The organism is Sphingomonas sp. FW306-1B-B10E (assembly GCF_058782005.1).
In genome coordinates, this window is record NZ_JBYSXG010000021.1 from 30,925 (window position 1) to 44,117 (window position 13,193).

Sequence of the window (13,193 nt, forward strand, 5' to 3'; positions counted from 1 at the left end):
GATGCGATTATCGTTTGCGCAAAAGGGGGCTCCAGTGGACCTGATTCGAGATATCGTGCTGCGGCACAATGCGGGCGAAGCGGTCGGCGTCACTTCGGTGTGCTCGGCGCATCCGCTGGTGATCGAGGCGACCTTCCGCCACGCATTGCGCACCGGCCAGCCGATCGTGCTGATCGAGGCGACGTCGAACCAGGTCAACCAGGACGGCGGCTATACCGGCATGGTACCGGCCGACTTCCGCGCGTTCGTCGAGGGGATCGCGGACAAAGCCGGTTTCCCGCGCGAGCGGCTGGTGCTCGGCGGCGACCATCTCGGCCCCAATGCCTGGACGGCGCTGCCCGCCGACCAGGCGATGGCCAAGGCCGAGATCATGGTGGCGGATTATGTCCGCGCCGGGTTCCGGAAGATCCATCTCGATTGCTCGATGAGCTGCGCCGACGATCCGGTGCCCCTGCCCGAGCGCGTGATCGCCGAGCGCGCGGCGCGGCTGTGCCGGGCGTCGGAGGATGCGTTCTCGGGCGATGCGTCCGAGGCGCCGGCCTATGTCATCGGCACCGAAGTGCCGGTGCCGGGCGGCGCGGCCGAGGATCTCGACGAGCTCGCGGTCACCACCCCCGAGGCGGCGATCGCCACGGTCGACATGCACCGCGACCTGTTCCGCGATCAGGGCCTTGGCGACGCGTGGGAGCGGGTGATCGCGACGGTGGTCCAGCCCGGCGTCGAGTTCGATCACGACAAGGTGGTCGATTACCGTCCGGAGCGCGCAGCCGCGCTCAGCCGCGCGATCGAGCCGGTCGAGCATCTCGTATTCGAGGCGCATTCGACCGATTATCAGACCGAGGGGGCGCTCGCGGCCTTGGTCCGCGATCATTTCGCCATCCTCAAGGTCGGCCCCGGCGTGACCTTCGCGCTGCGCGAGGCGCTATGGGCGCTCGACGCAATCGAAGCGGAGACGGTGGCGCCGGAGGATCGCGCCAGTCTTCGCGCGGTCGTGCTCGCGCGGATGCAGGCCGAGCCGAAGAACTGGGCCAAATATTACCACGCGAGCGGCGCGGCGCTGACCCAGCAGCTGCAATACAGCCTGTCGGACCGCGTCCGCTATTACTGGCCCGATCCCGAGATCGCCGCCGCGCAGGACCGGCTGTTCGCCAATCTGCGCGGCGCCGTCCCGCCGCTCTCACTAGTCAGCCAATATCTGCCCTTGGCCTATGCCGCTTTGCGCGCAGGCCAGGCCAGCCTCGATCCTGCCGAGCTCGTCATGGCGCATGTCGGCGCGACGCTCGATGCCTATCACGGAGCCTGCTATCCCCATGCCTGACACCCTCCTCGCGACCGACCATGTCGACACCTGGACGCGACGCGAGATCGAACAGCAGCCCGCGACCCTGCAGGCGACGCAGGCATTGCTGCGCGACCAGCGCGCCGAGATCGAAGCGTTCGTCGCGCCTTTGCTTGCGCGGCCCGAGCTGCGCATCGTGCTGACCGGCGCCGGCACCTCGGCGTTCGCCGGCGAGTGCCTCGCGCCCTGGCTGTCGAAGCTGCTCGGCCGCAGCGTCGAAGCCGTGGCGACGACCGATATCGTCAGCGCACCGCTTCAGCATCTGCGCCGCGACATGCCTACCCTGCTCGTGTCGTTCGGCCGCTCGGGCAGCAGCCCCGAAAGCGTCGCGGCGGTCGACCTGGTCGACGCGCAGGTCGACCAAGCCTATCACCTCGTCATCACCTGCAATGCCGAGGGCGCGCTGGCACAGCGCGGCAACGCCAACACCAAGGTCGTAATCCTGCCTGAAGCGACGCACGACCGCGGCTTCGCGATGACCTCGAGCTTCAGCGCGATGATGCTCGCGGCGCTGTCGATCCTCGGCGGCATCGCGTCGCTCGAAGCGCGCGTGGCAGCGATCGCGGCATCGGTCGGCGACGCGCTCGCCCGCGCCGAGCCGGTGGTCGAGCGGCTCGCCAGCCGCGGCTTCCAGCGCGTCGTCTATCTCGGCAGCGGCGTGTTCACCGGGCTCGCCCGCGAGGCCGCGCTCAAGATGATGGAGCTCAGCGACGGTGCCATCGTCACTTGCTTCGACAGCGCGCTCGGCTTCCGCCACGGCCCCAAGACGATCGTCAACGCGGACACGCTCGTCGTTGTGTTCGTCGCCAACGATTCGCTTACGCGGCTCTACGATCTCGACATCATCGAGGAATTGCGCAGCGATGGGCGGGCCGGCGAAGTCGTGGTAATCTCGGCGCAGCCGTCCGACGGCGCCGAGATCGAGATCGCGGGCATGGCGGAGGCTGCGGATGCCGACCTGCTGTTCCCCTTCATCGTGCCGGCGCAATTGCTCGGTCTGCGCGTCTCCGAACGGCTTGGCCTGACCCCCGACCGGCCGAATGCGAGCGGCACGGTCAACCGCGTCGTCCAGGGCGTGCGGATCCACGCGACCCCCGCATGACCGCCTATTTCCTCGGCGTCGACGGCGGCGGCACCAAGACCGAATTCGTCTGCATCGATGGCGACGGGACGATCCTGGCCAGCGTCATCACCGGGACGACCTATCATCTCGAGGTCGGGATCGACGAAGCTGTGCGCCGCCTCGGCGAGGGCATCGCCGGCATCTGCGCCAGCCTCGGGATCACGCCGGCCGCATTCGGCTTCGTCTTCTTCGGACTGCCCGCATATGGCGAGGACACCGAAGCCGATCCCCAGCTCCGCGCGGAGTGCGGCCAGTTGCTCGGCCATGATCGCTTCGCCTGCGGCAACGACATGATCTGCGGCTGGGCGGGTTCGCTCGGCTGCGCGGACGGGATCAACATCGTCGCGGGCACCGGATCGATCGGCTATGGCGAGCGGCAGGGCCAGGCTGCCCGCAGCGGCGGCTGGGGCGAAGTGTTCGGCGACGAGGGCTCGGCCTATTGGATCGCGGTCCAGGGCCTCGCATTGTTCTCGCGCATGAGCGACGGCCGCGCGCCCAAGGGACCGCTCCACGCCCTGGTCCGCGGCGAACTCGCCCTCCGCGACGATCTGGAGTTGTGCGAGCGCGTCATGGGCCCGCACGGCATGGCCCGCGGCGAAGTCGCGCGCCTCGCCAGCCTCGTATCGCAGGCAGCGGCCGACGGGGATGCAGCCGCCGCCGCTATCCTCACTGCGGCGGCCGGCGAATTGCTGCAGCTGGCGACCGCGCTCCGCACCCGGCTCGGCTTCCCGGACGGCGTTGCGACGCCGGTCTCCTGGTCGGGCGGAGTCCTCGCGCAGCAGCCGATCGTCCGCGCGGCGTTCGTCGGCGCGCTCGAGCAGACAGGGTTGTTCGCGCCGGTCGAGCCGAAACATCCGCCCGGCTACGGCGCCGCGCTCTACGCCCGGCACTTCGTCAGGATCGAAGAGGCCGGCTAGCTGGACGCAGGCTTCCGTATCACCCGGCGCTCGCGGGAGGCACGTAGAACTACAGTGCGGACCTTTAGCTTCCCGCCCATCTTCTCTCCGCTACCCTCGCGTGCGGAGGCACACGGATGATTCGTCACGATGAACAGGAGCGCTTGCAGGCGCTTCACCGGTTGAACTTGCTCGATACCGAACCGAGCGAGAGCTTCGACCGGATCACCCGGATGGCCAGCCAGATCTTCGGCCTGCCGATCGCGGCGGTGTCGCTGACCGACAGCGACCGCCAATGGTTCAAGTCGCGCGTCGGCATCACCCATTGGTCGATCCCGCGCGAAAAGGCGCCTTGCGCCGAGGTCGCGGAAAGCGCCGAGCTGGTGCTGATCCCGGACCTGCTCGCCTGCCCCAATTACCAGACCAGCCTGCTCGCCGAGCAGGGCATCCGCTTCTATGCCGGCGCCTCGCTCACCACGCGTGAGGGCTACAGCCTCGGCGCACTCTGCGTCCTCGGCACCGAACCGCGCGAGGCCAGCGCGATCGAGATCGAATCGCTCAAGGACCTTGCCGAGATCGTGATGCACGAGATCGAGCTCCAGCATGCGTTCGGGCGCATCGATCCCTTGAGCGGCCTGCCCAATCGCAACCAGTTTGCCGAGGACCTCGCCGATCTTGGTCGCGACCGGCCCGGCGAGCAGCGCCTCGCCGTGCTCGTCGACCTCGCCCGCAGCGACCAGTTGAACAACGGCGTGCGGGTGATGGGCACCATCTATCTCGACGAGATCGTTCGCGAGACCGCGAAGAGCATCACCACGCTGATCGGCCCCAAACGCAGCGCGTACCACGTCGCCCCGACGCAATTCGCCTTCCTTGCCGAGCCGGGCGTCGACGAGGCCGACTATGTCACGCTGCTCACCACTCTGCTTCGCCAGGTCCGCGCGACATCGAAAGCGCGGTTCGTGATGGCGACGACGATCGGCGTGGCGCCGTTCGTCGCGGGCCGCACCAGCGCCGATTCGGTGCTGCGACGGGCGCACAGCGCGGCGCAGGACGCGCGCTCGTCGGCGGGATCGGTCAGCCTCTATTCGCTCGATATCGACGAAGCCCACCAACGCCGCTTCCGCCTGCTCAACGATTTCGGATCGGCGCTCGAATCGGATGCCGAGCTGTCGCTGGTGTTCCAGCCGCGCGTCGACCTGCGCTCGGGCGCGTGCATCGGCGCCGAGGCGCTGCTGCGCTGGCACCACCCCGAGCTCGACGCGGTGTCGCCGGCCGAGTTCATTCCCATCATCGAGCAGACCTCGCTCGCCGGGCCGCTCACTGCCTGGGTGCTGGACAAGGGGCTTGCCCAGCTCGCGGCGTGGCGCGGCAGGGGCATCCATATCCAGCTGGCGATCAATGTCTCCGCGGCGAATCTCGAGCAACGCGATTTCGCCCAGCAGGTGCAGCTCTATCTGCTCAAGCACCGCCTCCCGCCCGCGGCGCTCGAGCTCGAGATGACCGAGAGCGCGATGATGCAGAATGTCGACGAGGCCCTCGCGCAGATCACCGCGATGAGCGACGCGGGCATGCAGATCGCGATCGACGATTTCGGCACCGGCTATAGCAGCCTGTCCTACCTGCAGCGCATCCCCGCCCGCATCCTCAAGATCGACCAGTCGTTCGTCGGCAATCTCGACACCGACGATCGCGATCGCGCGCTGGTCGGCTCGATGATCGCGCTGGCACACGACCTCGGCTACCGCGTGGTGGCGGAAGGGATCGAGACCGAGGCCACATGCGCGCAGCTGCGCGCGATGGGATGCGACGAGGGCCAGGGCTATTGGTTCGCGCGTCCGATCCCGGCGGCGGAATTCGAAGACTGGCTCAGTGCCGAGCAGGATGCGCTGGCGTGGAAGGCGGCCTAAAACGGCGCTGAAGGATCGCTCCCGATTTCGGGAAAGCCCTAAGCCGCCGCCTGGCCGAGCGCGGGCACTTCGGCCGCCTCCAGCCAGTCGTCGATCGTCTCCGCCAGCTCGACGAGCAGGCTCGGCCGATAATGGCTGACATCGGCCATGTCGGCACTGTCGGCCTGCGACAGGTCGACGATGTCGATGCAGGCCCATTCGGCCGCCGCGGCCCACCATTCGCGATTGAAGCGCGCAGTGCGATCCCGCGTGTGGTTCATCTGCGGGCGGTACAATGCCTTGGGCGCATTTTCCGGCGGGAGGACGATCAGTGCGCGGATGCCCTGCGCATCGAAGAACGCGCAGAGCTTGCGCACGCACTCACGATACACGCCGTGATCGAGCATCGGAGCGAGATCGCCCCAGCGCGGATCGCTATAGTCGATCCCCGCGCCATAGACCACGAAGCGCGGATAGCTTTGCGCGTGGTGGCCGTCGTGCCAGACTGACTTCAGCGCGAAGAGCCGGGGATTGTTGTCGAACTCGATCCGCCGGCGATTGCGGCTGAAATGGGCGATCCCGCCGGACTGGCAATCGAACATGATCCGCAGCGCCGGCGATTCGGCGAGCCCGGTGACCTGCTCGGCGATCAGGGTGCCGCGAATCTCGGAATCGTGGAACGAGCGATCCTCGATCCAGTCCGGATAGGTGTGATCGAACCGGCCGTGCCATTGTGCCAGGTCGATCTCCGGCCATTTCTCGCGCACCTTGCCGAGCGCATAGGCTTCGAGCCCCATGTGCATCGCCCGGCACGAAAAGACGAAGTCGACGAGCTGCTGGCTTCGCCGATCGACCATCACGAACCCGACCAGCCCGTAATGGCCATAGCGGTCCCAGGCGAAGATCGACCAGCTGTCATAGCCGACGACGTCGATGATCCGCGCCTCGAGGTCGGCGCGCTCGACGCGTGACTTGGTGTAGTTGAGCTGGTTCGATCGATTGATCAGCTCGGCGATACGACCGGCGAAATCGAGATTGTCCATCAGGAACGGCGCGCACGCCTTGATCGCGCAGCTGCGCAGGAAATCGTGGTTCGAACCCGTCGCGACGTCGCGATCGCGAGTCTTGCGCTCGAGGATGCGATATTCCTCGACGCGGCTCCGACCCACGGACAACCCATCGACGATCGCGCGAAGCCGCGCATCGGCATCCGGCGCAGTCGCGTCGAGCAGCTGGATTTCGGGCAGCGCGAACCGCACCTCTTCCAGATTGAGTGGATTGTCGTCGACGAACAGCACGTTGCACGCGCGCAACTGCATGTCGGCGATGATTTTCGCGATCGCCGCTGCCTTGGGCGTGAAGGCAATATGTGCGAACACGAAATCGTCCCACAGGCCGAGCGCGACGAGCTTGGCCCGCGCGATCTCTGGATCGTTCTTCGAGCAGATCGACGACACGACGCCGCGGGCATTAAGCGCGCGAACGATGTCCACGCGCGCCTCGAACGGCACGACCGCGTCGCCATCCGCGAGCGTGCCGCGCCATAGTGTGTCGTCGAGGTCCCAGATGACGAGTTTGATCATCGCGCCCTGCCTATTGGATCAGGTTGCGGAAGAACGACCGGTTCGCGCGGATCATCGGGCGCAGCCGTTCGGGCACCTCACGGAGACGCAGCTTGCGGATCGACGGGGTTCGGTGCGACGGCGACAGCGACACGAGCAAGGTCAGGATCGCGCGGCGGTTCGCCGGCGGCGTCCCGCGGTGCAGCGCGAAGGTGTTGACGAAATAGACGTCGCCGGGCTCGGCGAAGACCACCCCGGCACCCATGGCCTGCTTGGTCGGCTCAAGCTCGGCATCTGAGAAGCGCCGCATTTCGTAAAATTCGCGCATCCCCGACGTTCCCGGGATAAGCTCGGTCGGGCCATCCGCACGCGTGCCGATCGCCTGGAGCGGGATGAACACCCGGATGAAGTTGAGCGGCTCCGCCACGTCGCGGTGCCAGTTCTGGTTCTGGTAGGGCATGTGCCCCGGCTGGCTGATCCATGACCATGCCCAGCTGAGCGCGGCGCGCGGACCAAGCGCCTCACGGCAAAAGTCGATCAGCGGCTGCGAGGCGCAAATTTCGAGGAAATTCTCGTTCTCGAACAGCGTCTGCGGCAGCATGTAAAGGAACGGGCTGTCGCTCGCCTCCGGGCGCCCGACATGCTCGAAATTGGTGCGATAGGGCTCGTTGTAACGGCCCGCATTGTAGAGATCGTCCGAGAAGCGCGCGACGAGTTGCGGGTCCAGCATGCCGGACTCGAAATGGAAGTCGCTCTTGGCGAACTCGGCGGCGCGCTCGGTCTTCGGACGGCGCGCGGACAGCGGCTGCTGCAGCATCCGCTCGACCTGGCCGAGACGCTTGATCCGCGCCGGATCGTTCGACCGCGTCTTGAACCACCAGATGTAGTTATACGCGTAGTTGGCGCGCGCGAGATATTTGAGACGCCGGATCGGCCCGTCGCGACGCATCCCATCGGCGACCTGGGCATGATAGGTCTTGATCCCGCCTTCAGGGGAATCGCTCAATCTGAAGAAGCGGGCCTGGCCGAATTGCGAAGTCACGCGGTCTCTCTCGATAGTTAACTTTCCCATTGTAGAAGGTTTTCGCCACCCCGGGGCGCAAGCGGCGCGCGGACCGCCGGCCGGAGCGCCGCACTAGGCAAATTTTTCCTATCGCCGCGCCGGCCCCGGCGCACCGCCTCTATAATGCAGCTGTGGCGATGGTCCTTGCGGGCGTCGCATCGTCCGAGCGTCTTCGCTCACACCTCAAGCTGGGGCCTGCGTGAAAATACTCTTTTATCTGCCGGTGATCACACCCTGGTGGCTCGAGCAGGTCGTGGAGCCGCTGATGCGCCGGCTGGTCGCGGAGCACGAGGTCCATGTGCTCGCCCCCGCGCCTTGGCGCGGGACCGGGATCGGCAAGGCCGAGCTCGCGCTGTGCGCGCATCTTTACCAGATCCATTGGCACATCGTCGACGATTCCAACCACCCGTCGATGCGCACCGCCGCGGTCGAGCGCGCCGGGATCGTGGAGTTCGTCAAGAGCCTGGCCCCTGACTATGTCCTGTGCCGGTCAGCCGATTGCGACACCGTGCGCCAGTTTCCCGGCGTGGTGCGCCATCTGATGGAGGGCGGCGCCTCGCCCTTGTCGATCCCGCCGAGCTGGCTCATCTTGCAGGAAGAGCCCTTCGATCACGGCCTGCTTCCTGATTTTACCAGCGAGCAGCGCGCCACGCTCGATCGCCTTATCGCGCCGATCTGGGACCCGTTGCTCCGCCTCGCCGAACCGAACCGGGCGAAGCGCAAGGCATTCCGCGAATGGGCGAACGTGCCTGCGGACGGCCGAGTCATCGCGCTACCGCTCGAATATGAGCATGAAGAGAATTTCTTCCCGATCCATCGCATTGGCGCAACGCCCAATTACCGGCTGGTCGCCGAGCTGGCGGAGCGACTCGACGATTCGCTGTTCCTCGCGGTCACCAATCATCCGTTGAACGAAAAGCATGTCGACAACAGCGCGCTGCGGGAGGAGATCGCCGCGCGCGGTTCGCAGGTCGGGTTGCTCCCCGGGGCAGGTCCGGACGGCGAAAACGTGACGATGCTGCTCGCACGCGACGCCGACGGCATGCTGGTCGGTGACTCTAAGGTCTATGCCATTGCTGCCTTCTTCGGCACGCCGATGCTGCGCCAGTCGCGCTTCAAGACCGCCCCCTGGCTGAACGCCTATACGGATCTCCAAAGCTTCCAGCGCGCGATCCTTGCGGGCGAGGCAGTGGGTGCGGATCGCGACGATGCGCGGACCTGGTTCGCTTATCACGTCGCGAACAACCTGATCGATCCCAACGATCCCGAGCTGACCGCGGACGAGCTGCTCGCCCGGCTGGACCGGCCGATGGACCCGGCGCGCTGGGCGGCGGGTGTCGCCCGCCTCCAGACGGCCGCCTTGGAGATGGCCGCATGAACGCGCTGACTGCCCTGCATGCGGCACAGACCGATCTCGCGACCGCCTGGTTCTGCGACGTCATCGCGGCCGAGCGCAACGCGCTGTCGAGCTTCCTGCGTCGGCCGCTCTCGGGCGTGTCCGAAACCGTCGCGCTGATCGCGCGCCAGACGCGGCCGATCGTGCTGCTCGGCGTCGGAAAATCGGGGCATGTCGCCGCCAAGCTTGCCGCGACCTTCTCGAGCCTCGGCACCGCCGCGCTGTTCGTCAATGCCGCCGAAGCCGCGCATGGCGACTTGGGCGCAGTCGAAGCTGGCAGCGTCGTCGTCATCCTGTCGAACAGCGGCGCCACCGACGAGATCGTCCGGATCATGCCGCTGCTGCGCGCACGCGGCTGCGTGCTGATCGGCCTGATCGGCCGCGGCGATTCGCCGCTCGCCCGCGCGGTCGACCATCTCATCCTCGCCGAAGTCGAGCGCGAGGCCGACCATATCGGCATGGCGCCGACATCGAGCACGACGCTCCATTTGGCGATCGGCGACGCGCTCGCCGTCGCGGTGAGCCGCACGCGCGGCTTCACGCGCGAGGATTTCTTGCGCCACCACCCGGCCGGGTTGCTCGGCCGCCAGATGATTCCGGTCGCCAGCTTCATGCGCCAGGGCGACGATCTGCCCAAGGTCGCGCGTTCGACGTCGTTCGTCGACCTGCTCGCAGTGATGTCCAGCAAGCGCATGGGCGCCGCCTGCGTCGTCGATGACGAGGACCGCCTGCTCGGGCTGGTCGTCGACGGCGATGTGCGCCGCCACATCCAGGCGCATCCCGACGTCCATACCGCCACCGCCGGCGAGATGATGCAGCCCAGCCCGCACGTGATCGGAATCGAGGCCAATGTCGGCGACGTGCTTCTCACGCGCGGCGCGGGCTCCGGCGGGTGGCTCGTCCTCCCGATCGTCGATGATGCCGGCCGGCTCCACGGCATGCTCCACGCCAACGACTTGATGCAGGGCTGATCTCAAAATGAAAATCGTTGCATTCGTCCCCGCCAAGGGTCACAGCGAGCGCGTTCGCGACAAGAATGTCGCGATCCTCGATGGCGACTATCTGTTCAAGCGCAAGCTGCGCCAGGCACTCGATTGCCCGGCGATCACAGAAGTGTGCCTCGACACCGAGTCCGACACCCTCGCCGACCTCGCCACCGACCTCCCCGTCACCCGGCTGGTCCGCCCGGCCACGCTCGCGAGCAACGCCACCGACGGGCACGAGATGTTCGCCTGGGAGTGCAGCCAGCGTCCCGACGCCGATATCTGGATCCAGATCCTGTGCACCGCGCCGTTCGTCTCGGCCGCGACGATCTCGCGGGCGATCGACGTGCTGCTCGCCGATCCGCAAGCCGACAGCCTCGTCGCGGTCAGCCGCGCCAAGCAATATTGCTGGGATGGCGACACGCCCGCTTATGGCACCGGCCGGATCCCCAACAGCGTCGATCTCCCCGCCACGGTGATCGAGGCGATGAGCCTCTATATCGTGCGCCGTCCGGCCTCGGGCGAAGTTCCGACGCGGCGCTACGGCGTGCGCCCGATCCTGTTCGACCTGGATCCGATCGAGCAGATCGACATCAATCGCGGCTCGGACCTCGTCATCGCCGAGACCGTCGCCGCCGGGCAGCGCGCCGCCGAAGTCACGCGCTTCCGCGCGATGATCTCGCATCTGTCGTCCACCGTGCTCGCGGACATTTGCAAGGACAAGGGCATCGCCGTGGTCCTACCGCCCAGCCTGCGCCCGACCAGCGGCGGCAAGCTGCTCGGCCGCGCCAAGACGCTCGAGCTGCGCCGGCTCGGCCCGAACGATCCGCCCGACGCCTGGAAGGGCATCTACACCGCGCTCGAATCGTACAAGTTCGTGCGCCCCGGCGACGTGATCATGGTCGCGACCGACATTCCCGAACGCGCTTATTTCGGCGACCTCAACGCGAATATCGCGGTCCGCTCGGGCGCGGTTGGCGCGGTCATCGACGGCACTACCCGTGACACCGCCGACGTGCGCGCCCTGGGCTTCCCGGTCTATGCGCGGGTCACCAATTGCAACGACATCAAGCTGGACGGCACGATGCACGCGATGAACCGCCCGATCGAGATGGGCGGCATACGCATCTGCAACGACGACGTGGTATTCGCCGACGAGGACGGCGTCATCGTCGTGCCCCGGGCACGCTGGGACGAAGTCGAGGCCGCGGCCTGGGACGTGATGAGCAACGAAGCGCGGATCCGCATGTATGCGGCGCGCGGGCGCGACGTCGGCGAGATCCTCGCCGAATGCGGCGCATTCTGAGGAACGACATGATGAAGACCGTAACCGTCGGCGCGCTCGAGATCGCCAATGACAAGCCGTTCGTGCTGATCGCCGGCCCGTGCGCGATGGAGAGCCGCGAGCACGCGCTCGAAATGGCGGCGGCGCTGCACGAGATTTGCGGCGCGCTCGGCATGGGCTTCATCTACAAATCGTCGTTCGACAAGGGCAACCGCACTTCGATCGGCTCGCCGCGCGGGATCGGGCTCGACAACGCACTGTCGGTGTTCGCCGAAGTGCGCGAGCAATTCGGCTGCCCGGTGATCACCGATGTCCATGATGCCGGGCAGTGCGCCCCGGTCGCCGAGGTCGTCGACGTGCTGCAGATTCCGGCATTCCTCTGCCGCCAGACCGACCTGCTGGTCGCCGCCGCGGAGACCGGCCGCGCGATCAACATCAAGAAGGGCCAGTTCCTCGCGCCCTGGGACATGAAGAACGTCGCCGCCAAGGTCGTCGCCAGCGGCAATGAGCGCGTAATGCTGTGCGAGCGTGGCGCGAGCTTCGGCTACAATACCCTGGTCAGCGACATGCGTTCGCTGCCGATCATGGCCGAGACCGGCTTCCCCGTGGTCTTCGACGCGACACATTCGGTGCAACAACCCGGCGGCCAGGGCGAAAGCTCGGGCGGGCAGCGCGAATTCGTGCCGGTGCTCGCGCGTGCGGCAGTCGCGGTCGGCGTGGCGGCGGTCTTCATCGAGACCCACGAGAACCCCGACGTCGCACCAAGCGACGGCCCCAACATGGTGCCGCTGAAGGACATGCCTGCGTTGCTCGCACGGCTCCAGGCCTTCGATCGCCTCGCCAAGGGCTGACCTATTCGGCCAGCGCGGCCGCCACTTCGTTCCAGATCGCCGCGCTTCGCGCGAGGAGGATCGGCGCGCTCGGGTCGGCCGCGCGATATGGGCTGCCGTCGAGCCGCGCGGCCTTGCCGCCCGACTCCTCGAGGATCAGGACCCCCGGTGCGTGGTCCCACACCAGCGTCCGCCAATAGAGCGCGAAGTCGCGCTCGCGGGTCGCGACGCGCGGATATTCGTCGCCGGCGCAGCGGCGAGTCGGCACTGCCTCGGCCACGCGCTCCGCCAGTGCCGCGACGCGCGGCGCCATCGCGGGCGGGCGCGAGAAGTCGCTCACGATCCCCGTCATCGCCGCCAGCCCGGGCGAGCCGCTCGCCGGCATAATCCGCGTTCCGCCGATCCACGCGCCCGCGCCGCGTTCGGCCGCGGCCAGGCGACCCTCGACCGGATCGAGAATGCACGACGCGACGATCTCGCCTTCTTCGAGCAGCGCCGCCATCAGCGCGAAGGGCCGGCGCCCAGCGGCATAGTTTCCGGTCCCGTCGATCGGATCGACGATCCACACCGCGCCGCGATCCAGCCCGTCGAGCAGCGACGGGTCGCGCGCGCACGCTTCCTCGCCGACGAAGCGGGCATCGGGGCGCACGGATGCGAGCCCCGCTGCGATGATCCGCTCGGCCTCGCGATCGGCGACGGTGACCAGGTCGCCCGGCGATTTCTCCTCGACCTCCGCGGTGGCGAGACGCTGGAACCGCGGCATGACCGCAGTCGCCGCCGCTTCGCGAAGAACTGCGGCGATGCGATCGGTGAGCGCTGGCATGCGC

At 67.4% G+C, this 13,193-nt stretch carries 11 protein-coding genes; 8 read left to right on the forward strand and 3 right to left on the reverse strand.

Annotated elements, in window-relative coordinates; translation table 11 throughout:
• Positions 1 to 34 precede the first annotated feature (34 nt).
• From AC3WJI_RS10235 to AC3WJI_RS10250, 4 genes are all read left to right on the forward strand, one after another.
• Complete coding sequence (locus tag AC3WJI_RS10235; RefSeq protein ID WP_492757160.1) at positions 35 to 1,318, forward strand: D-tagatose-bisphosphate aldolase, class II, non-catalytic subunit; 1,284 nt, start codon at positions 35 to 37, stop codon at positions 1,316 to 1,318.
• Positions 1,311 to 2,441: an SIS domain-containing protein gene (locus AC3WJI_RS10240; protein WP_492757161.1), complete on the forward strand. Its 1,131-nt coding sequence runs from the start codon at positions 1,311 to 1,313 to the stop codon at positions 2,439 to 2,441. The genes AC3WJI_RS10235 and AC3WJI_RS10240 overlap by 8 nt, the downstream gene beginning before the upstream one ends.
• Complete coding sequence (locus AC3WJI_RS10245; protein ID WP_492757162.1) at positions 2,438 to 3,379, forward strand: N-acetylglucosamine kinase; 942 nt, start codon at positions 2,438 to 2,440, stop codon at positions 3,377 to 3,379. The genes AC3WJI_RS10240 and AC3WJI_RS10245 overlap by 4 nt, the downstream gene beginning before the upstream one ends.
• Before the next feature lie 116 nt (positions 3,380 to 3,495).
• Positions 3,496 to 5,268 carry a putative bifunctional diguanylate cyclase/phosphodiesterase gene (locus AC3WJI_RS10250; RefSeq protein ID WP_492757163.1) on the forward strand — a complete coding sequence of 591 codons (1,773 nt, stop codon included), beginning with the start codon at positions 3,496 to 3,498 and terminating at the stop codon, positions 5,266 to 5,268.
• Positions 5,269 to 5,306: 38 nt separating this feature from the next.
• Here the strand turns inward: AC3WJI_RS10250 and AC3WJI_RS10255 are convergent, their stop codons facing one another.
• Positions 5,307 to 6,830, reverse strand: coding sequence for a hypothetical protein (locus tag AC3WJI_RS10255; RefSeq protein WP_492757164.1), 1,524 nt, complete (start codon positions 6,828 to 6,830; stop codon positions 5,307 to 5,309).
• Positions 6,831 to 6,840: 10 nt separating this feature from the next.
• Entirely contained in the window at positions 6,841 to 7,851 is a 1,011-nt protein-coding gene (locus AC3WJI_RS10260; protein ID WP_492757165.1) for a phytanoyl-CoA dioxygenase family protein, read from the reverse strand.
• A 220-nt stretch (positions 7,852 to 8,071) separates the two neighbouring features.
• On the opposite strand from AC3WJI_RS10260, the gene AC3WJI_RS10265 reads away from it, so the two are divergent.
• The 4 genes from AC3WJI_RS10265 to kdsA are packed head-to-tail and all read left to right on the forward strand — an operon-like array spanning position 8,072 to position 12,387.
• Positions 8,072 to 9,250: a hypothetical protein gene (locus AC3WJI_RS10265; protein ID WP_492757166.1), complete on the forward strand. Its 1,179-nt coding sequence runs from the start codon at positions 8,072 to 8,074 to the stop codon at positions 9,248 to 9,250.
• Entirely contained in the window at positions 9,247 to 10,239 is a 993-nt protein-coding gene (locus AC3WJI_RS10270; RefSeq protein ID WP_492757167.1) for a KpsF/GutQ family sugar-phosphate isomerase, read from the forward strand. Before AC3WJI_RS10265 ends, AC3WJI_RS10270 begins: the two co-directional genes overlap by 4 nt.
• Before the next feature lie 7 nt (positions 10,240 to 10,246).
• A complete protein-coding gene (locus AC3WJI_RS10275; protein ID WP_492757168.1) occupies positions 10,247 to 11,557 on the forward strand; it encodes an RraA family protein in 1,311 nt (436 codons plus the stop codon).
• A gap of 11 nt (positions 11,558 to 11,568) precedes the next feature.
• Complete coding sequence (kdsA, locus tag AC3WJI_RS10280; RefSeq protein ID WP_492757169.1) at positions 11,569 to 12,387, forward strand: 3-deoxy-8-phosphooctulonate synthase; 819 nt, start codon at positions 11,569 to 11,571, stop codon at positions 12,385 to 12,387.
• A 1-nt stretch (position 12,388) separates the two neighbouring features.
• On the opposite strand, the gene AC3WJI_RS10285 is transcribed toward kdsA, so the two are convergent.
• Entirely contained in the window at positions 12,389 to 13,189 is an 801-nt protein-coding gene (locus AC3WJI_RS10285; protein WP_492757170.1) for an inositol monophosphatase family protein, read from the reverse strand.
• Between the last annotated feature and the right edge of the window lie 4 nt (positions 13,190 to 13,193).